Annotated in this window: 17 protein-coding genes; 5 read left to right on the top strand and 12 right to left on the bottom strand. The window is 50.7% G+C overall.

What is annotated here, in order from left to right; genetic code table 11:
* Positions 1-10: 10 nt before the first annotated feature.
* Positions 11-1,321, bottom strand: coding sequence for a TolC family protein (locus ACJJID_RS06760; RefSeq protein WP_444922024.1), 1,311 nt, complete (start codon positions 1,319-1,321; stop codon positions 11-13).
* Between the two features lie 78 nt (positions 1,322-1,399).
* On the bottom strand, positions 1,400-1,807 hold the full coding sequence (locus ACJJID_RS06755) for a hypothetical protein (RefSeq protein ID WP_444922023.1): 408 nt from the start codon (positions 1,805-1,807) through the stop codon (positions 1,400-1,402).
* Between the two features lie 220 nt (positions 1,808-2,027).
* On the opposite strand from ACJJID_RS06755, the gene ACJJID_RS06750 reads away from it, so the two are divergent.
* Both ACJJID_RS06750 and ACJJID_RS06745 read left to right on the top strand, forming a co-directional pair.
* Positions 2,028-3,062: a DUF2092 domain-containing protein gene (locus tag ACJJID_RS06750; RefSeq protein WP_444922022.1), complete on the top strand. Its 1,035-nt coding sequence runs from the start codon at positions 2,028-2,030 to the stop codon at positions 3,060-3,062.
* Positions 3,059-3,562, top strand: a complete 504-nt coding sequence (locus ACJJID_RS06745; protein ID WP_444922021.1) for a hypothetical protein — start codon at positions 3,059-3,061, stop codon at positions 3,560-3,562. Before ACJJID_RS06750 ends, ACJJID_RS06745 begins: the two co-directional genes overlap by 4 nt.
* Before the next feature lie 71 nt (positions 3,563-3,633).
* On the opposite strand, the gene ACJJID_RS06740 is transcribed toward ACJJID_RS06745, so the two are convergent.
* Positions 3,634-3,828 carry a zf-HC2 domain-containing protein gene (locus ACJJID_RS06740; protein ID WP_444922020.1) on the bottom strand — a complete coding sequence of 65 codons (195 nt, stop codon included), beginning with the start codon at positions 3,826-3,828 and terminating at the stop codon, positions 3,634-3,636.
* A gap of 4 nt (positions 3,829-3,832) precedes the next feature.
* Complete coding sequence (locus tag ACJJID_RS06735; RefSeq protein WP_444922019.1) at positions 3,833-4,465, bottom strand: RNA polymerase factor sigma-70; 633 nt, start codon at positions 4,463-4,465, stop codon at positions 3,833-3,835.
* 247 nt (positions 4,466-4,712) lie between these two features.
* Between ACJJID_RS06735 and ACJJID_RS06730 the strand changes: the two genes are divergently transcribed.
* Entirely contained in the window at positions 4,713-5,759 is a 1,047-nt protein-coding gene (locus tag ACJJID_RS06730) for a methyltransferase domain-containing protein (RefSeq protein WP_444922018.1), read from the top strand.
* 39 nt (positions 5,760-5,798) lie between these two features.
* Here ACJJID_RS06730 and ACJJID_RS06725 read toward each other — a convergent pair whose 3' ends face one another.
* Together ACJJID_RS06725 and ACJJID_RS06720 are read right to left on the bottom strand one after the other, a co-directional pair.
* The gene (locus ACJJID_RS06725) at positions 5,799-6,785 is read right to left on the bottom strand and encodes a hydrolase (protein WP_444922017.1); all 987 of its coding nucleotides are present in this window, start codon (positions 6,783-6,785) and stop codon (positions 5,799-5,801) included.
* A 249-nt stretch (positions 6,786-7,034) separates the two neighbouring features.
* Positions 7,035-8,252 carry an MFS transporter gene (locus ACJJID_RS06720; RefSeq protein ID WP_444922016.1) on the bottom strand — a complete coding sequence of 406 codons (1,218 nt, stop codon included), beginning with the start codon at positions 8,250-8,252 and terminating at the stop codon, positions 7,035-7,037.
* Positions 8,253-8,369: 117 nt separating this feature from the next.
* On the opposite strand from ACJJID_RS06720, the gene ACJJID_RS06715 reads away from it, so the two are divergent.
* Positions 8,370-9,614, top strand: coding sequence for an SLC13 family permease (locus tag ACJJID_RS06715; RefSeq protein ID WP_444922015.1), 1,245 nt, complete (start codon positions 8,370-8,372; stop codon positions 9,612-9,614).
* Between the two features lie 60 nt (positions 9,615-9,674).
* On the opposite strand, the gene ACJJID_RS06710 is transcribed toward ACJJID_RS06715, so the two are convergent.
* The 4 genes from ACJJID_RS06710 to ACJJID_RS06695 form a co-directional block, all read right to left on the bottom strand.
* Positions 9,675-10,121: a DUF411 domain-containing protein gene (locus ACJJID_RS06710; RefSeq protein WP_444922615.1), complete on the bottom strand. Its 447-nt coding sequence runs from the start codon at positions 10,119-10,121 to the stop codon at positions 9,675-9,677.
* Between the two features lie 46 nt (positions 10,122-10,167).
* Complete coding sequence (gene egtD, locus ACJJID_RS06705) at positions 10,168-11,136, bottom strand: L-histidine N(alpha)-methyltransferase (protein WP_444922014.1); 969 nt, start codon at positions 11,134-11,136, stop codon at positions 10,168-10,170.
* Between the two features lies 1 nt (position 11,137).
* Positions 11,138-12,421, bottom strand: coding sequence for an ergothioneine biosynthesis protein EgtB (gene egtB / locus ACJJID_RS06700; RefSeq protein WP_444922013.1), 1,284 nt, complete (start codon positions 12,419-12,421; stop codon positions 11,138-11,140).
* Positions 12,422-12,609: 188 nt separating this feature from the next.
* Positions 12,610-15,162: a TonB-dependent receptor gene (locus ACJJID_RS06695; RefSeq protein WP_444922012.1), complete on the bottom strand. Its 2,553-nt coding sequence runs from the start codon at positions 15,160-15,162 to the stop codon at positions 12,610-12,612.
* A gap of 344 nt (positions 15,163-15,506) precedes the next feature.
* Here ACJJID_RS06695 and ACJJID_RS06690 point away from each other — a divergent pair, with 344 nt between their 5' ends.
* On the top strand, positions 15,507-17,831 hold the full coding sequence (locus ACJJID_RS06690) for a penicillin acylase family protein (protein ID WP_444922011.1): 2,325 nt from the start codon (positions 15,507-15,509) through the stop codon (positions 17,829-17,831).
* Positions 17,832-17,961: 130 nt separating this feature from the next.
* On the opposite strand, the gene ACJJID_RS06685 is transcribed toward ACJJID_RS06690, so the two are convergent.
* Together ACJJID_RS06685 and cysG are read right to left on the bottom strand one after the other, a co-directional pair.
* A complete protein-coding gene (locus tag ACJJID_RS06685) occupies positions 17,962-18,225 on the bottom strand; it encodes a hypothetical protein (protein ID WP_152453472.1) in 264 nt (87 codons plus the stop codon).
* Positions 18,226-18,325: 100 nt separating this feature from the next.
* The gene (gene cysG, locus ACJJID_RS06680; RefSeq protein WP_444922010.1) at positions 18,326-19,711 is read right to left on the bottom strand and encodes a siroheme synthase CysG; all 1,386 of its coding nucleotides are present in this window, start codon (positions 19,709-19,711) and stop codon (positions 18,326-18,328) included.
* Between the last annotated feature and the right edge of the window lie 65 nt (positions 19,712-19,776).

Raw genomic sequence — 19,776 nt, 5'->3', positions numbered from 1 at the left:
CCAACCAAAATCATTTCCTGCTTTCAGTGCCGGGAGGCCCCAGGGGCCCAGCGGTCAGCTGTTCTATCTCTGCGCCATACAGCAATACGGTTTGCGCCGCTTTGATCCGAGACCGCTCAGCGGCGAGCAGCTCTTCCCGCGCGGAAATCAATTCCACGTAGGAGTTCCGCCCACGGCGATATGCACGATCGACCTCTTTCAAGGCCTCGCGAAGTTTTGGAATGATAAAATCCTGCAGGGTGTAAAAAGTTCTGAGCGCCTGCTCGCGGCTAACTACTGTCAGATAGAGTTGTGGATATAGCTGCAAGAGCGCCACATCGCGACGCAGAACAACTTCATCCAACTCACTCATTGCAGTGAGTCGTGAACCCCGGCTGCGCTGGCCTGTAAATAGAGGTACGGTCACCCCTCCCATTACCGCAGTTTCTTGCTCGGCATTATTTTTCCGATAGCCCAAATACCACTCCACATCTGGCTTGGATCTGGTTTGAGCGATCCGCAACTTAGAGGCCTGAACCCGCTCTTCAGAAGCAAATCGAGCAATTGCAGGGTTATCTTTAGCTCGGGCATAAAGCTCTTCAAAACTGGCGCTGGGACCAAAGCGGTAGAGCTCCCTGGAGTCCACCGCAAAGTCCAGCTCGGGATCTCCCCACAACGCCGACAGAGCATGTTTGTAGTACCCGAGCATGGCCTGCTGGCCCTGCTCAGAAAGCTTGGCATTGGCCAGAGCCGACTCCGCTCGCATTCGCTCGGAAATAGAGCTCGCCGCAGCATTCACCCTGGTGGTCACAGCCTCTAGAGTATCCTCCGCTAGAGCGACCTTTTCTTTGGCAAGGACCAGCAACTCTTCAGCGGCCAATACTTCCGCATAGCGGCGAAGCACTTCGGCCAACAGCTCCAGAGCCTTGGCCTGTTCATCGGCGATCAACAGGTCACGTTGGGCATTAACAGCATCTATACGAGCCTGGCGCTTACCGCCCAACTCAATCACCGACGACAGATAAACGGTTAGCTCCAGCTCTTTCTCTGCGGAGAAGCCATCGCCAGGGCCGTAGTACTCATACTCAGACTCAAAACCCAGATTGACGGCCGGACGCAGTGCCGCTGTCTGTGCCGCACCATTCAAGCCGATACGCTGTAATGGGAATACCGCTAGCTGTGGGTTCTGCGCGAGTGTTAACTCGATCGCTTCCGACAGAGTCAGCATTTCCCCCCTCTGTGCAGACAAACCCTGCACAGGAATACATAAAGCTGTCGCCACAAGCGGCCATAGGGCACGGCGACAGATCACGCTCACAAAGAGCGTGCGAAAAAATTCCATGGATATCTCCCAAAATCACATCTCACCGGCGCAAGCAGGTTTCTTAGCTCTGCCTTTACTCGCGCAACAATTGAGCAATCAGACTTGGGTTATAGGTGGGCGCAACAGGGGAGAAAAGTAACCACTGGGAACAGCGGCGCTTAACACTTCACGATAGTAAATAGCCCCCCGGAGAAGGGGCTGAAATGACTGCCCAAGCAGGCCAGCAACGGTACTACCATGGCAATGGCAACAGTGATTGCAAAAATCCAGAAGCGGTGCCTGCGTACCGGGCTCATCAGTAGTGAGCGATGCTTTGGCGACTTCATTTAAATCAACATTTGAATCGGGTGATCCAAATTCACCGTAGCTATCAGACTGGTCCAGATGGTGGGGGGGAAGGTGGTTGGTGACATCCTGCAGTTCTTCGTGACTGTCATAGAAAGCACCTGCGGTCTGGAAGACCAGCAGCGCGATCAATAAAAAAGACAGTCTGACTAGGTTCATAAGAACAACGGGACCACAAAATCTTATTTTGGACTCTAGCAAACAAGTCAGCATAGCTCAAATAGAAACCCGACAAGCAAACTTGCTACTCAGCGCATAGGCCCTGAACACTGAAGCGCCAGTCAGCAAAGTCGGCCTCCCTGTCCAGTTGGTCACTCCCATCTCCTCTACACTGATTTTGATGCCACTAACTTGATCTTGTACCGGGAGGTATCCGTATATGCTTGCCCCTCACCCATTTGGCTGCCACGCCAGGGCGCTGCTTCTCGCGGTGTCGATGGTATTGGTTCCGGCCGTAATCGCACAGCCCACTCCCCCACCGCCTCAACCAGGTGGCGCGCCTGTTCAGGACCCACAGGATAGCTCTAGCAATCCTCAACAGAATCAACCCCCTGCCCCCACTGATAACCCTAATGGACAGGGGCAGCCCCCCGCGCCCTCAGACGGTACAAACGAGCAGGGTCAACCCCAGCCACCATCGGGCAGTACTACCGGACAGGGACAAGATGGACAGGGCCAAAGCGGTCAGGGTCAGAACACCCAGCCCCTGGCAGGTGTTGCACAGAATGGTGAGGCGATTGATCCCAAAGCCATGGAGGCCCTGAAGGCAATGGGGAAATACCTGGCAAGCATGAAGACGCTGATGTTTAACGCCAGGATTTTTGCCGATGTAGTACTGGAGAATGAGCAGAAGTTATTAATAGGCGGCAAAGTTAAATATTTGGCTATGCCTCCCAAAAAACTGCGGGTAGACCTGACTACCGATTCGATCACCCGCAACTTCATTCATAACGGTGACAAGTTCACCATGATCGCCCCGCGTAATGGCTACTTTGCCGAAATGCAGGCCTCTCAACCCACCGCCCAAGTACTGACCAAAGCGGCGAAAGACTACGGAATTGAAGTGCCATTGGCTGATTTGCTCGAGTGGGGTCGCAAACCGGATGCCTGGGCAGGGATCAAAGAAGGTTTCCTGGTTAATTCTCCCATGATCTACGGCAAGCGCACCAAACACTGGGCCTTTCGCTCTGAGAACCTGGACTGGGAGATCTGGATCCAGGTTGGAGATAAGCCTCTCCCCCTACGCATCTCCACGGTCAATACCCGCGACCCAGCCAAGCCGCGCTTTATCGCGACGCTAAAGTGGATGCAAGCTAAGCCAGAGGCGGCAAAAGAGTTCTCTCCCTCTACTCAGAAGCTCAAGCAGATCAAGTTTAAAAAGGCCGAGCCGAACAAGCAGGAGGCCCCACAATGATCCAAGTTAAGTGTCGCAAGTCGAGAGCCTTATCACTTTGGGCTGCGCCATTGCTCCTTTCTGGCGTTCTCCTCGCCGCTCTATTTAGTCCTCAGGTGGAGGCGCGAGGTCACTTTGGCGGGGGCGGTGCCCACTTCAATGTGGGAGGGCATTTCAATGCCGTTCGCCCCATGCCCGGTGGTGGCTTTCACGGAGAGTTTGCCAGGGGGGACTTTGAGCGGAGATTTCCTGGCCACCCACCGTTTCATCCAGTTCGCCCGGGACACCATCATCCACCCTACCCCCCACCCTGGCGTCCGCGTCACTGGCCCTATCCAGGCCCGGCTTACTGGGGTGTGACCGCAGTGGGCGTGGGTGGTTGGTTGTACACCCTGCCACCTAGCTGTGTCAGGGTGACGATCGGCAATGTGACCTATGAGCGTTGCGGAACCTATTGGTATGAACCCCACTTTGTCGGCGGGCACATCGCCTATCGACATGTCGCCGCTCCGCGGCGGTAGCTGGGAACCTATTCCAGCGCCAAATTAATCCACCCAGTTGGGTACATGGCGCTGGAAGTTAACAGAAAGGTTTAATCTTCAGATTTTTCCGGCCCGCCCTCGGCATAGGATTTGCTGATACGGCGAAGGATTCGAAGCTGCTTGCCAAAGTTCCGGCACGGAGCGCACATTGCCAAATGCAGCTTAAGGCTGGCCTTCTCACTAAAAGGCAGGTTGCGCTCCTGGGACTCCGACATCAACCGCGTTGCTTCCCGGCACGATTTCATTGACTTAGCCCTCCACACCAAACCAGTTGTCCTCAAGGCACTCTCGCAGGCGCAGGCGCGCCCGGTGCAATGTCACATTTAAGTTGCTCACCGAGATTTCCGCCGCAGCACAGATCTCGTGACTCTCCAACTCAATAAACTCCCGCATCATAAATATTTGCGCCTGCCGGGATGGCAGGTGATTGAGGCAAGCATCGAAGATTCTCCAAAAATGCTTGTCGTGAATGGCCGACTCAGGATCAGCCCATTTTTTGGGGCGCTCGTCCTTTCGCCAATGGCCCGTTTGGTCGAACAGTTCATTGTGATCGTGCTCCTCGCGATCACCGCGCACCAGTTGGTCCGCATCAACAAATCGCTGCCGTTGCCGCAGAATATCGGCAATTTTGTTCTTCAGAATGGCAAACACCCAGGTTTTAAGGGCCGAACGGCCAGTGAAACTGCGGGAATTCTTTAGGGCTCCCATCAGTGCCTCCTGCACCGCATCTTCGGCCAGTTGGGCGTCCTGCAGCTGCAGGCTGGCAAAACGAAGCATCTGCTGGCGCAAGTCCACGAGAAACTGGGGGTTTTGCAAAGAATCCTCAACTTTCGTTTCGGACTTCGTTTCAGATGACGTATCGGGGGCAAGGTAATCGCTCAATTACGGTCCCTCATAAAATCGAAGCGGAAACCGGCGATATTAACCAAAAAACGAAGATTATCTAACAGCCAGCCGACCCTGACATCAAAAGGCAACTTTAAGACCTCTCTACACACTAACAATCGAAACCTCGAAAGTCCTTAGTCGCAGAAAGGCGATACTTGTTACAAAGGGAAGGAGAGGTAAAAATTGCCCCGCAAAGGCGCCCAGCGCCGGAAAGGAAAATCACTCTGCGAAAGGTATCCCCATGCACGATATTGTTCAGGACTACTACGGCCGCCAACTGAAAAGCTCATCGGACCTAAAAACCGATGCCTGCTGTGATGCCAGTGCAGTGCCCAGTTGGTTGAAACCACTGTTGGCCAATATCCACCCGGAAGTCCTATCCCGCTATTACGGTTGCGGGCTTGTGTGCCCCCCTCTTTTAGAGGGCTGCAGGGTACTTGATCTCGGCTGCGGCTCCGGCCGTGATGTCTACCTACTCTCCCAGCTGGTGGGCCCGAGCGGTGAAGTGGTCGGCGTGGATATGACCGATGAGCAATTGCAGGTTGCCCGACAACACCAGAGTTACCACGCGGAAAAATTTGGTTATAACAATGTAACTTTCCTGCACGGCTATATCGAAAAGCTTGAGGAGCTCGGTCTGGAACCCGGCAGCTTTGACGTGATTGTCTCCAACTGTGTTGTGAATCTTTCTACAGACAAAGGTGCAGTACTTCGAGGCCTACATCGATTACTCAAAGAGGGGGGTGAATTTTACTTCTCCGATGTTTATGCCGATCGCCGCGTCCCCGATGCCCTGCGCACAGACCCTGAGCTGGTGGGTGAGTGCCTGGGCGGTGCACTTTACTGGAATGACTTTTTGGAGCTCGCTCAAGTCAGTGGCTTCCGCGACAGTCGCCTGGTGGAAAGCCGCCCTTTGGAAGTGACCAATGAGGTCTTACTCGCTCGTTGTGGCGCCGTCCGTTTTTATTCTGCCACCTACCGCTTGTTCAAACTGTCGGGGCTGGAGAAGGATTGTGAGGACTACGGCCAAGCCGTGATATATAAGGGCACAATTCCAGACCAACCTTCAGCATTTATTTTGGATGGACACCATCGAATAGAAAAGGGGCGGGTCTTCCCCGTCTGTGGTAACACCTGGAAAATGCTGTCAGAAACACGAATGGCCCCACATTTTGACTTTATCGGCGACTTCTCACAACACTTCGGATTATTTCCCGGTTGTGGACGTGAAATGCCCTTCTCAGAAGGGATAGGCGAAGAGGCTGCAACTGGAAGCCAATGTTGCTGAGGGGTATCAAATCAGCGTCGCAACAGCGGCGCTGAGTTTTTAGCCTTTATCCCGCAAAATGGCAGAATCGAGAAATTTCGGGACTTTGTGCTCCAACCAATAATTCGGCCGCCACAGAGATCCGCTGACAAACCCTACGTGCCCTCCCTGCAGGGTAACCTCCAACTGCACCATAGAGCTCACCTCTTTCTTCTCAGGGATGGCAGATGGGCAAACAAAAGGGTCATCTACGGAATTAATGATCATCGTCGGCACCCCAATTTCCCGCAGAAGATGCTTGCTCGAAGCCCTGGTGTAATAGTCATCGGCATCCCGAAATCCGTGTAGTGGTGCCGTAAAAGTGTCGTCGAAACAACGGAAGTTGGCAAAGAACGTGGCATCGTCCACATTGGGCAGAGCTGCAGCGATACAGGGGTCTTCTGCCTTTTGTTTCAAAGTAAGACGCAGGCAACTCAGCAGATGGCGCTGGTACAGCTTGGACAAGCCAGTATTAATTTTGCGGCTACAGGCATGGAGGTCCATTGGCGATGAAATCGCCACGGCGGCGGCCACCGGGCTGCAGCTTCCATCCTCGCCCAGCATTTTAAGCAGGACATTACCACCCAGTGAGTATCCGACCACCATAACGGGTGTCGCGGGTAGCTCTCCCCTTAACTGCTCAACCATCCAGCGAGGGTCCTCGCTATCACCGCTGTGATATGCCCTCGGCAACCTATTGGGTACCCCGCCGCAGCCGCGAAAATGCATGACCGCAACCTGGTAGCGGTGCGAGAGAAGAGAATCCATCATGCCCTGAACATAGGGAGAGGCTACTGAGCCCGCTAAACCATGGAGAATCAGAACCAGTGGGAGATCCGGGTCATCCACCAATGGGCGCGGGGTGAGTAATGCGAGGCAATCCCCGTCCGGGGTTTCATACCAGCGGCACTGGGTTTCTATCCAAGGAACTGGACGGTGCACACGGCCAAAGACCGTTTGAACATGACAGTTTCCAAGGCCTATGGCGGGGGTAAACTGATCAGTCATATCCCGGGTCCCGCTATTGCTAATAACCTGCCCTGCTCTCCCTTTAGGTGCCGGGCCTGGTGTAGGTGCCGGGCCTGGTGTAGGTGCCGGGCCTGGTGTAGATGCCGGGCCTGGTGCTGCCCCGAGCCAACCGGGCAGAGCGGATTTCGCGAAAAACTTGGGATTCTTGGACCCCGATAAAATTGCGCGAATATCATCAGTATATAACGAACTCCGGCATAAGTTGGGATAAGCGCCAGATAGCGCCTGCTATTCCTGAGGTTGAGCCCGCTTTTTCGGCATGGTTTCGGGAACAAAGATCAGGAAGAATATCGCTGCAACGGTCGCTATCCCTGCCAAAGTCAGAAAGGCCGCACCGTAGCCAAAGAATTGGGTAACATATTCCGCCGAGAAGTTACTACAAGCAGATCCTATCCCCACCAGAGCGGCCATGACTCCTTGAGTAATGTTGAAACGCCCCGTGCCCCTGGTGAGGTCGGCACACATCAAGATAATAACCACCCCAAAGATCCCATTGGCGACACCATCCAACGACTGTATTGCCACCAGAAAGAAAGGGTTATCTGTCGACATAAACAAGACTGCGCGAATCGGGTTGATACAGAACCCAATCATGAAGATAGCTTTACGGCCCCAGTCATCCGCCTTGGCCGCACACATAAGAGACATCAACATCATCCAAAATTGCGCAGCAATAATACAAGCCGAGGTAAAGGCAATCGCTTGATTCACGTTTGAATTCAGCGATAGCTTCTGGCTGACCAGAGGCAGCATGGCCGCATTGCCAAAATGAAACAGGAAGACGCTCACTGCCAAAGCGATCAGGCGCTTATCGGTGAGCAGTACGGAAAATCCAGCAGGCTCCTTTTTCCCTGAGGCATCGCGTTTTTCACCACCCCGCGCACGTATATGGTCGATGGAATTAGCGGGAATAAATCCAACAGAGATCGCCATTAACACACCCATAATGGCCATCAACCAAAAAACCCCTTCGGCCGCAATCGTCAGCGCCACAATTCCGGCAATTGCTGCGGCAAAAACATTGCCCGCATGATTAGCTGCCTGATTGGCACTGGTTTGTAAGGTAAAAGTTTTATCGCTACAGACTCCCAGAGTAATCGCCGCGATAGAGGGAGCCACAAAGGCAATGGCTGCTCCCATTAAAACCTGGGAGCCATAGATGATAGGTTTATGATTGGTAAGAGCAACAATAGCGACAGAGACAATAGCAATAATAACGCCGCAAGAAGCAATCAGTGCACGCTTAAAGCGGGTGCTATCAATGAATGCTCCGGCGGGTGTTTGCAGTAAAACGGTTGTAATGCCGCCAATTGCCAGAACAATGCCAATATCTCCAGTCTTCCAATGCATGGCTGACAAAAGATATATCGCTAAATAGGGCCCCAAACCTGCAACCACATCTCCCGCGAAGAAGTTCGTAAAGAGAAGAGGTTTGTTTAAACTCATAAATAAATCTTATTTTTTGCTTTATCTGCCCAGGCGGGCAGCCAAACACTAACCAAAAGAACTGTTTAATGATTTTCAGAGTAGCAGTTAGCAGAGACGAAGTCCGAGGCTGTGCCAATGTCCATTAGCCTAATTGTGTCGGCAGTCATTTTTATATTGATTGCCGCGAGGCAGTGGCTTCCATCCATTATTCGCATATGGCACATCATGACCTTTGGCGCAATCGCTCTACTATTAATGCGCCAGATTAGTTTGAGGGAAGCCTTTTTTGCCATAGATTGGGATCTGATACTGTATTTATTCTCCGTTTTCTCTATTGCTTCGGCCCTGTACGATACCGGGATATCCACACAAATCAGCCACCGAATTCTCTCAATCAAGCATCCTGGTTTGGTATTGATAAGTTATATCCTTGTAATGGCATTATGCGCAGCCATTCTTACCAATGACGCCGCCGCAGTGATTGGCGTCCCCATTGCGATAGTGCTAGCACGAAACATGAAATGGGGACTGATCCCTCTACTGATAACCCTGTGCGCAACTGTAACCATCGGCAGCATGGTCTCCCCTGTGGGCAACCCACAAAATATACTGATTGCCAATGTCGGGAACTTCGACAATATGTTTGTCGTTTTTGCCCAGTGGATTCTTATTCCCGCCATCATTATTATGTTTCTTTCGATGATATGGTTAAAACGTTTCTTTAAAACCAGTGATATCATCAATTATGAAGCCTCAAGAGAGTACAAAGAGGAGGAGGAAGTTACTCAAAAGTGGCCAGCACTTTTATCTGCCACTCTTTTATTAGCACTCATCTTTCTTGCAAGTATATTGCACAATGTAGACGGTATATATCATCCCACTATTGGGCAAATTGGTTTGGCTGCCTGCCTACCCATCTATATTGCCAGCCACGAGCGCAGGCGCATATTAAGAGAGGTGGACTGGCCCACCCTATTCTTTTTTATCTCTATGTTTGTAGTGACAGGGTCCCTGCTTCAATCGGGGTCACTCCAACATTTCCTTAAAGTAAGCAATATTGACTTGGCTGAACCAGAAACCGTTGCTTTTGTCAGCTTCTTTGCCAGCCAATTATTTTCCAACGTGCCAGTAGTTGAGATTTACCTTAACCTCCTGCACCAACAAGATACCCAGATATTAATGATGCTCTCTGCCATATCAACAGTGGCTGGAAACTTATTCATTATTAGCGCTGCTAGTAATGTGATTGTATTGCAGCAAGCAGAGAAGTTCGGAGTCAAGCCCTTTAACTTTTGGCAGTTTTTCTTTCTGATGCTTCCCGTCAGCATTATCAGCGTATTAGTAAGCTACTTTTGGATTATCTGGTATGCAAGCTGGTAAAGAGCTTTACAAGCATTAAGCTCTGGGGCTTAAATATTTAAGAGCAAATCTTTTAAGTGATTAGATCTCGTCAGGCTTTTCAATGCGGGCATACAGACGATAATCACCGCCCTTTAGTAGCAAGTAAATATTGTAGGGCTCAAATTTTTCTCCATCCTCCATACCGGGGCTACCAATCGGCATCCCGGCAACGATCAGCCCCACACTCCCCTCGGGAGGTGAGGCCAGGAACTTCTGAATATGTAAGGCCGGTACATGCCCTTCAAAGACGTATCTATCATGCCAAATCGCGGTATGGCACCCCTCCATACCCCTGGGGATACCCCACTTACGTTTAACTCCCTGCATATCCACTTTAAAAACCGAGGTGGTTTCTAAATCATTTTCCTTTAGATGAGTAATCCATTTATTACAACAAAAACACAATGGGTGCTTATAGACAACCATAGCGGCGGTATTACTTGTACTTTCAGCGATGGCAATACCAGCCAGTGAAGCGGCGAACATTAAAGACAAGAAAGCCCTTTTTACCCACCCCTCCAACATCTTAATCCTATATGGCCTGGGCATAATGAATGACATAAGTCTCAGCGGGATCCTGCCAGAAGCAGACAGGTTCAAACCCGCTACGGGTCAGTAAGCTATTAAAGCCTGCAATAGAATACTTATGGCTGTTTTCAGTATGAATCGTTTCTCCCTCAATAAATTCTATCTTTGTATCCGCAATCGAAACACTGTGACTCTTAAGGCAAACCAGATGCATTTCCACCCGCTGGCGCAACGAGTGGTAAAATGCACGATGCGCAAACAGAGACAGGTCAAAATCCGCCCCTAGCTCGACGTTAATTCTCTGCAGGAGATTCAAATTAAATTTCTCAGTGATATGATCACTATCGTTGTAGGCCCGCTCTAAAGTCACTGAATCCTTAACCAAATCTGTGCCTATCACCAAGCCATCACCAGGACTCAGGTTGGAGGCGAACAACTCCAACAAACGCTCCGCCTCGAGTGGTTCAAAGTTACCTATTGTCGACCCAGGAAAAAAGACAACCCTTTTCCGGGAAGGAATATTAATCAAGTTGTCCCACACAGCTGCCTGAGTAAAGTCCCCGACTTCACTCCATACCTGCATCCCCGGTAATCCATTTTTTATTCGCCTTTCGGCATCCAGCAATATCTCAGGGGATATATCAATAGGATAATAGCCCTTGGGAGAATCCAATGCGGCAAGCAGCGCTTCTACCTTTTCACAGTTTCCGGCCCCCGGTTCTATTAGCAGAGCTTCGGGCCCAATTCTTTCTGCAATTTTATCCAAATGAATCGCGAATATGTCTGCCTCATTTCTGGTCAGGTAGTAATCACTTGAATCGCATATCTCTTCAAAAAGACGAGAGCCAACTTCGTCATATAAGTACTTGCAGGGCAATGTTTTTCTATTACCCCCCAACCCCTCTAAAACATCTCTTAGGAATTCATTATTTTGGAGTTGATTTTCCGTAACTGACGATAAGGCTGCTTTCACTTTAGTCTCCTGCCAATCGGACACCGGTAAATTGCCACGCTTGATGTGGATAAAAGAAGTTCCTATAACTAATTCTTATATGATCAGATGGGGTTGCGAAAGACCCTCCACGCAAGACTTTCTGGTTGCACATAAACTTACCGTTGTATTCACCAACCGCGTCCCTGCGGGCCTTGAAACCGTGGTATGGCAAATAGGCACTGGAGGTCCACTCCCACAGGTCCCCCAGGAATTGGGTCTGACCATTTTGCGCAGCCAAAGGCTTTAAATAACGCTTTTCCAGCAAATTGGCACTGGCAAGCTGGTTTAGTTGACGAAGGTGACAGGCAGCCGCCTCCCATTCAAATTCAGTGGGCAATCTTTTACCGGCCCAGGTGGCAAATGCATCTGCTTCATAAAAAGACAGGTGATGCACAGGCTCATAACCATTTATCGGCTGCAAACCGTGTAAAGTATATTGTTGCCAGCCACTATCGGTATCACGCCAATATAAAGGATGCTTTTGGGCGTGCTTTTCTATCAGCGACCAACCATCAGATAACCAGAGCCTGTGTTGTTGGTAGCCGCCATCCTCGATAAAATCCAGATATTCAGCATTACTCACCAGTCGTGAAGCAATGGAAAAATCAGGCAGAAACTGTTTATGAGCAGGCCCCTCATTATCAAAAAAGAAATCCTCTCCATCACTACCGATACCATAAAATCCACCGGGAATTTCCAGCCAACGTAACGGTGCTACATTCTCTGCCTCATCTTCGGGGGCGCTATCACTGTAAGCGGGAGCCATTGGATTCATCGAAAGTGCATGCTTGATATCCGTCAGCATTAACTCCTGATGTTGCTGCTCATGATTGAGGCCGAGATCTAACAGTGCACTGATGCTCGAGGTAAAGGGGTGTTCATTTAACAGCTGCTCCATGGCTGAGTCTACAAACTGCCGATAGGCGTAAATACGCTCAACTCCAGGGCGGGATATCAAGCCCCGCTGTGGCCTGGCATAGGGTGTACCCAAGCTGTTGTAATAGGAATTAAAAAGGTGATGAAACTGAGGATCAAAAAGTTGGTATTTGGGCAAATGCTGAGCGAGTATAAAGGTTTCAAAAAACCAGCTGGTATGCGCCAGATGCCACTTGGTTGGACTGGCATCGGGCATTGATTGCAGCTGCATATCCTCGACAGATAGAGGCGCAGCAAGACATTCCGTCTCCCCCCGCACCCTTTGATAAGTTGAAAGAACCTGCTGCTGTAACTCTTCCAGAGAAACTTCACCTGCGAATATTGTCATATCAATAATCAACTACGATAGAATTCAGTTCTATTGAAATCATCATACGCAGTTTTAGGTGTATTCCTAAGAGCTTGCAGAATTATAGGGTCTAATTCACGCCACTTTATTTCGTAAAGATGGAACTGTACAAAAAAAAGGGCCGGTAAACCGGCCCACACTCTCGTCATGCTGACATGAATAACGAATTAAAATCGTGCAGTAAAATCTGCACCGTACATCCTCGGCATAAAGCGCCATGCAGGGCTAGCCCCGATTGCAGCGCCGGTACCGCCGTAACCACCGGCTATTTCTTCATCGGTTAAGTTCTGCACCCAAAGAGCTACCGAATAGTTATCAGAATCACTGTTCCAGGCTGCTCGCAAGTTAAATAATTGATAATCATCCACTATGCGGGTTCTATCGGTGATAGAGCCAATCCGTTCATCGGTCCAGTTGTAATCCCCCCGGAATACGAGCTCCCCACCGGAAGCCAAGTCAAACGTATACTCGGCCATCAGGTTGAATTTGCTCTCAGGGGTGGAAACCCTGGCCTGGCCGACCTTGGAATCCTCCTCGGTTTCGCCAATAGCCGTTATTATCTGGTAGTCCGTGAATTCGGTGTCTAGATAGGAGTAGTTACCAGCAATGAACAGGCTATCGGTAGCCGCCCACTGCACCTCTATCTCGGCACCGGTACCTTCCGCATCGGCATTTCTCAGGTTGTAGCTGGGAATTGGGTAACCGACCAGGTCCAGCTCCTGTAAGTTTTTGTACTCGTAGGTGTAGACGGATGCATTCAGGCGTACGCGGTTGTCGAACAGATTGCTCTTCAGGCCCACTTCCAGATTGACCACATCCTCCTGATCGAAAGACGACTCAACGCCCGGACCAAAGTTAAGACTGTTAAATCCACCGGCTTTAAAACCATCCGCCAGGGATATAAAGGTCATCATCTCGTCCGTCCAGCGATAGTCGAGCACGATGCGGCCGGAAATATCACTCCAGCTATCGCTCAACTTGGAATTAAGCTCAGGCTGACCATTGTTGTAGAAGGCAATGCCGAAAAGCTGTGAGCCCAAGTCAATTGCTGGTAGCTCTATACTGCCAACCTTATTGCCTTTTTCATCGAGAAGATCAACTTCTCCGCCAGATAGTGACAGGGGAATGCTGTTGCCATAGGCGGTTTGGATAGTGAAATCTTTCTTATCGTAGGTGTAGCGAGCGCCCACCGTGAGATCCATCTTATCGGTGATACTCCAAGTCATATCACCATAGATCGCAGTGGAGCGATAATCACCGGTGTTGCGCACACTCTCATTCCAGGGCGCATCGGAGGCTATCCAAGGCTGGAAACCCGCCATCATCTGCCCTACAACCTGATCTGCTTTAAGCATGCTGCCTGTGACATAGTCTGGCGCACCCAAGGCAAATAACAGCTCATCCACCTGACCACTTTGCAACATCAGGTCGTAAACAAAAGTCGCACTAGCGGCGCCCTCTAGCCCCATCGACTCATAATACTGCCGATTAATAACCGCCAGGTCCTCCTGCTGGGTCTGAGTCAGATCTGGGTATAGCGCTTTGACGCCTTCATAAACCGCAAAGGATTCAACAGAACCGGTTGTGAAATAAGCGTAAGTCGTATGGTCCAACTCTTCTTGAGAATAAGAGGCCCCCAGAGTCCATTTAACCGTATCGGTAGCACCATTGAGTCGGAATTCCTGCGAGAACTGACTCTGGTCATCGGTATTGGCAGACCCAAACATATGGTCTGGGTTAGCGGTGCCATCTTCATCCTGCTGCAAGTGCGCATCAAACTTTCGATAAGCGGTAATTGAGGTGAAGGTGAAATTATCAAAATCCTTACTCACCGTCAGAGAGGTACTGAAAGAATCCCTGTCTTCAATCGTGGGTGTATCGAGGGCGTAGTCCCCAAATACATCGGTCTCCCCTTTCAGACTTGGCACGATGGTTGTGCGTAAAGCACTGCCTTGGTCCATAACACCATAATCAGCACGCCATAGAACCTCGATATCCTCTGCGGGCTCCCATAAAACGGATGCCCGGTAGGTCTGGGTGTCCTGATCTCCTACGGAGAAACCACCCGCCAAATTATCCGCAAAAGGATCGCGGCGGTTAGTGGATGCCGAGAAGCGGGCATATAGCGTATCGGTCAGCTGGCGGTTGAGAAGCAGATCGGATGATTGGCGTCCGTAGTTACCAGCGGTGAGGTTAAGCTCAACCGAATTATCTGCCTGGGGCTTGGTTGTAATAATATGAATGGCCCCGCCAGTGGCATTGCGCCCAAACAGCGTACCTTGTGGACCTTTTAGAACCTCTACCCTTTCGATATCTGTCAGGGGGATTTCGGCACCGGCACCACGGCCGGTGTAAACGCCATCCACATAGACAGCAACAGCCGGGTCAGATCCCACAGTCCAATCGTTGGTTTGAATACCGCGGATACTATATGTTGGCTGCAAGGCGGTATCGTTATGCATCTCAACGCCTGGCGTATATCGCCCCAGGTCCGTCAGATTTTTGACACCGGACTCTTTTATATTGTCCCCGGTAAATGCAGAAATCGCGATGGGTACATCCTGCAGGTTTTCCGCGCGCTTCTGCGCTGTCACCACGACCTCCTCGATTTCCGCAGCTTGAACGCCAGCACTCACAGCGGTGAGAAAGGCTATAGCCCCAGAGAGGATGGAGAGTTTAAATTGACGGTTTTTTACGGTGTTACCAACATCGTGCATCATCGCGTCCTCGCATTTATTGTTATACAGCGTGATGTTCTGGTTTATTATTTTTGTTATTCCACGCCATCTTACGATTGCGTTTTTGGATTTAAAACCCCGATATGACCTTTTTCTTTTGACTGGTCAGTATTGTGAAGGATTGCGCGAAAAGACAGGTAATTAGGCGTAAATAGCTTGTTATTACCGTCACCAAAAGTTACTAACGTGTGTTCTCTAGTAACTTGTTTATTTAACGTGATAAAAGCGATCCGATTTGACCGGCATTGATTAAAGCAACCACTGCACGGAAAAAACTTATGGTGCGCCCGTCTTATTTAAGTTCATCTTATTTAAAGAGCCGCGCAATGTATTTACTCATTGCAACTATGGTACTCATTACTGTCCTCCTTCTTGCAGCCTGGGCCTGGTGGAGACAGAGCCTACCTGTACTCGAAGGCAGTATCGTCTCTGGGCAACTGTCTGAACCCGCGCTCATACATCGGGATCAGCAGGGTGTGGTAATGATCCAGTCCAGTGACCGCAATAGCTCCGCCTTTGCCTTGGGCTTTTTACATGCCCAGGAGCGCTTCTTCCAAATGGACCTGTTGCGACGAAGCTCCGCGGGAGAGCTGTCTGAACTGGTAGGCCCGGCAGCACTGAAAAAAGATAAAAAGGTGCGCAGGCATCAGTTTCGCAAGCGGGCCGAAAGGAATATTGAGGCAATGCCCGAGACGCAGCGCCAACTACTCGATCACTATGTACGCGGAGTAAACTTCGGACTGCTACAGCTTGGCAGCAAGCCCTGGGAATATTTTCTTTTAGGGCAGGACCCCAGGCCCTGGAGCGCCGCCGACAGTCTGCTGACGACCTTTAGCATGTACTTAACACTGCAAAGTGAAGAGGGAAAATTCGAAAGGCGCGATACCGCTCTCGCCGATCTCTTACCGCAAGACCTTTACACATTCTACTTTCCTGCCGGAGGTATCTGGGATGCTCCGCTAATTGGCGAGGAGGAGCCTATTAGTACTGTCCCAGAAACGCCAATTTCTTCATTGCTGGGTAAAAACGATCCTATTGCCTACCAGACCATGGAAAGCGATGACAAAGTTTACGGCAGTAACAACTGGGTGGTTGGTGGGGCCTTAACTGAGCACGGTGGCGCCATCCTCGCTAACGACATGCATCTGGGGCTGAATGTACCCAACATCTGGTTTCGCGCAGGCTGGAATATTCCTGGGACCAACAGGACTATTCGCGGAGTTACCCTACCGGGAGGTCCGATCGTGGTGGCCGGAAGCAATGGCGCAATTGCCTGGGGCTTTACCAATACCGGCGCAGATTGGGGTGACCTTATTCCCCTGGAATTGAACTCAGACACCACCCAATACCTGACCCCAGATGGCTGGCGGGATATCACTCTCGAAGAGGAAATTATCAAAGTAAAAAGTGCCCCCGATGAAGCACTCATAGTGAAGAAAACTATTTGGGGGCCTGTTATCGGGAAAAACCACCGTGGAACCCCTCTCGCCTATCGCTGGGTTGCTCACGATATCCCCGCTGGCAATATGAATTTATTGCAGATGGAATCTATCACTACCACCAGGGAAGCATTAAACCTTGGTCCGGCAATCGGAATACCTCACCAGAACCTTCTTGTAGGCGATCAGAAAGGCAACATTGGCTGGACAATCGCCGGGCCTATCCCCAAGCGGTTTGGCTTTGATGGCAGCCGCTCGGTAAGCTGGGCCGAGGGTAAAACCTACTGGGATGGCTATCTCACCACAGAGGAACAACCGCGAATTTATAACCCTGCCAATCATCGCCTGTGGAGTGCTAATGCCCGAACCGTAGATGGAAATTGGCTGAAAATCATGGGCGATCACGGCTATGCCCTCGGAGCCCGCCAGCAGCAAATACGCGATAACCTACTCGCCCGCCAGCAGTTTGATGAACAATCTCTGTTGGATATTCAGCTGGATGACCGCGCCATTTTTCTGCAGCGCTGGCAGCAACACCTGACCGAATTCCTGCGAGGCCGGGAAGGTTACAGCGAGACTTATCAATTAGTACAGAACTGGGGAGGACGCGCCAGCCCCGACTCGGTTGGGTACCGTATTGTTCGCAATTACCGCCTTAAGTTTATGGAGTTGTGCACCGCCCCTATTCTTACTTTTATGCGCAAATCCCAGCCCAACTTTTCTTTCGGTCAATTAAAGCGTCAATTCGAATACCCGATCTGGACTCTCACACAAGAAGAACCTCAACACCTGCTCAACCCCGATTTTGAATCCTGGACAGCACTTAAATTAGCCGCACTTGATCAAGTTCTGGAAAAAATGTCGGCAGGCGGACTGCCCCTGATACAACAAACCTGGGGCGAACACAACACGGCTTCTATCCGGCACCCACTAGCGAGAGCCATATCAGCCATAGATTGGTTTACCGCAATGCCCGAGGACCAACTGGCTGGGGATACCCATATGCCCCGTTTTCAATCCCCAACTCACGGCGCCTCAGAGCGAATGGTTGTCTCACCAGGGCGGGAGGAGTACGGTATTTTCCATATGGCAACAGGGCAAAGCAGCCACCCGCTTTCCCCATTTTTTGGTAAAGGCCATAGCGACTGGGTAGAAGGAAATCCCTCTCCTTTAAAAGAGGGAGAAAGCCGTTACCAGCTGAAACTGCAATAACGAAAAATGCCCAGCCTAGAAATTCTGGCTTAGATGCCTTAACGGCCAGCACCTTTCCAACTCACACTGCAGCACAAACTCGTGCCGCATTAGTGCATTGGCAGAGTTGCTGGATTAACAATAGAAAAAATCAGGTGGTCTCATCCAAAATTGCGAAGGATAAAAAAGCGGTAAAAAAGGTTAGACCAAGCACTAATGGTAAAACCGGAAAACACAGCATGATCAGGGAAACCCCGGTCCACAGCCAGCGCACCAGATCTTTCTTTTGACGATATTCATAGCTGTAGCGGCGGGTATCACAATCCAGCGGGCCAAACTGCGGAAGCTCTGGCTGTTGTGGGAGAAAGAATCGCACAAAATTGGTGCAATAAAAGCGAATCATCGCCAGCAGCATGGCACTTATACCTGACGGAAAGACCTTTTCAGTATAGTTTCTGTCAGGGTAGATTCAGTGCCAACGCAAGAAGCCATAGGCCGATTTGAAACTGCGGGCACTAGCCTGGCTGATACCAGCTCAGTTTTTCATGCAGGCTGACGACACCACCGATAATGGTGAGCGTAGGCGCCCGTACGGCTTTTTCATGTGCCAGTGTGGGTAATGTACTGAGGTCACCGACGATCACTCTTTGTGCCTGGGTAGTGCCTTTTTCAATCAGCGCCGCAGGAGTGCTTACCGGCAGACCATGGTGAACAAGCTCTGCACAAATTTTTTCCAGTCCCGTTAATCCCATGTAGAAAACCAATGTCTGGCTGCCAGAGGCCAGCTCTTTCCATGGCAGGTCGAGACTTCCCTCCTTGAGGTGACCAGTAATAAATCGCACGGATTGTGCATGATCTCGATGGGTCAATGGAATACCCGCATAACTGGCACATCCAGCCGCAGCGGTTATTCCCGGTACCACCTGAAAGGGAATCGAAGCATCAGCCAGCTTGTCGATTTCTTCTCCACCACGCCCAAAAATAAAGGGGTCACCACCTTTCAGGCGCAGTACTTTCTTACCCTGCTTGGCCAAATCGACCAATAGCTGATTGATGTCGTCTTGCGGTACGGCATGAAACGCCTTTCTTTTACCGACATAAATACGCTCGGCATCTCTACGCACCAGATCCAAAACCTCAGGGGAAACCAGTCGGTCGTAGAGCACTACGTCAGCTTGCTGCATTAAGCGCAACGCACGAAAGGTCAATAAGTCTGGATCTCCCGGCCCACCGCCAACCAGGTAGACCTCCCCTGGCGGATTGGGACTCCCCTGCCAATCTTGCAAAGCGCTCAAAAATTCCTTCTCTGCATCCGTCAGCTGACCCGCCTCCACCCGGCGGGCAACAGGACCGGCAAAGACCCACTCCCAGAAATTCTTACGACGGGCTTCCGGTAGTGCATCTTTTACGTAAGAACGCATTCGTGAGGCAAAATCCACCAGTGATGCAATCCCCGGCGAAAGTAGTGCTTCCAGCTGGGCTCGAATACGGCGGGCCAGAACCGGAGCTGCCCCGCCACTACTGATTCCGATAGACAGATCGCCGCGTTCAACAATCGCCGGAAAAGTAAAAGTACAAAGTTCCGGAGCATCTACAGCATTCACTGGCAAGCGACGTCTCTGCGCATCCCTGGATACACAGCCATTGACCTCAGGGCTATTTGTGGCAGCGATGACCAACTCGGCCAGATCCAAATACTCAGCAGAATAGGTTTCCCGATACCACTGCCCTTTGGAATCAACCACTATCTGTTGTAACTCTTCAGTGATAGCCGGGGATACCACCCATATTTGAGCCCCCGCCTTTTGCAACAGACGAGCCTTACGTGTGGCTATGGAGCCACCTCCAACGATCAGGCTGGGGCGATCTTTTATATCGAATGCAAGCGGGAGATAACGCACGGATTAATCCATCAAACAAGCCGGTGAGCAGTATTCTACTCAGCAAAGAAAAAAGGGCGAACACA

It is taken from the genome of Microbulbifer sp. CnH-101-G (assembly GCF_052466775.1).
Note: the sequence above shows the minus strand (reverse complement) of the source record. Positions and strands in the feature narration are given on the sequence as shown.

Excerpts from the sequence above, each read along its gene's own strand:
- ACJJID_RS06750 (WP_444922022.1), top strand. The coding sequence starts at position 2,028 with ATGCTTGCCCCTCACCCATTTGGCTGCCACGCCAGGGCGCTGCTTCTC.
- ACJJID_RS06710 (WP_444922615.1), bottom strand. The coding sequence starts at position 10,121 with ATGTTCGCCGCTTCACTGGCTGGTATTGCCATCGCTGAAAGTACAAGT.
- ACJJID_RS06745 (WP_444922021.1), top strand. The coding sequence starts at position 3,059 with ATGATCCAAGTTAAGTGTCGCAAGTCGAGAGCCTTATCACTTTGGGCT.
- ACJJID_RS06740 (WP_444922020.1), bottom strand. The coding sequence starts at position 3,828 with ATGAAATCGTGCCGGGAAGCAACGCGGTTGATGTCGGAGTCCCAGGAG.
- ACJJID_RS06695 (WP_444922012.1), bottom strand. The coding sequence starts at position 15,162 with ATGATGCACGATGTTGGTAACACCGTAAAAAACCGTCAATTTAAACTC.
- ACJJID_RS06690 (WP_444922011.1), top strand. The coding sequence starts at position 15,507 with ATGTATTTACTCATTGCAACTATGGTACTCATTACTGTCCTCCTTCTT.
- ACJJID_RS06755 (WP_444922023.1), bottom strand. The coding sequence starts at position 1,807 with ATGAACCTAGTCAGACTGTCTTTTTTATTGATCGCGCTGCTGGTCTTC.
- ACJJID_RS06760 (WP_444922024.1), bottom strand. The coding sequence starts at position 1,321 with ATGGAATTTTTTCGCACGCTCTTTGTGAGCGTGATCTGTCGCCGTGCC.
- ACJJID_RS06715 (WP_444922015.1), top strand. The coding sequence starts at position 8,370 with ATGTCCATTAGCCTAATTGTGTCGGCAGTCATTTTTATATTGATTGCC.
- ACJJID_RS06725 (WP_444922017.1), bottom strand. The coding sequence starts at position 6,785 with ATGACTGATCAGTTTACCCCCGCCATAGGCCTTGGAAACTGTCATGTT.
- ACJJID_RS06685 (WP_152453472.1), bottom strand. The coding sequence starts at position 18,225 with ATGCTGCTGGCGATGATTCGCTTTTATTGCACCAATTTTGTGCGATTC.
- egtB (WP_444922013.1), bottom strand. The coding sequence starts at position 12,421 with ATGACAATATTCGCAGGTGAAGTTTCTCTGGAAGAGTTACAGCAGCAG.
- ACJJID_RS06730 (WP_444922018.1), top strand. The coding sequence starts at position 4,713 with ATGCACGATATTGTTCAGGACTACTACGGCCGCCAACTGAAAAGCTCA.
- ACJJID_RS06720 (WP_444922016.1), bottom strand. The coding sequence starts at position 8,252 with ATGAGTTTAAACAAACCTCTTCTCTTTACGAACTTCTTCGCGGGAGAT.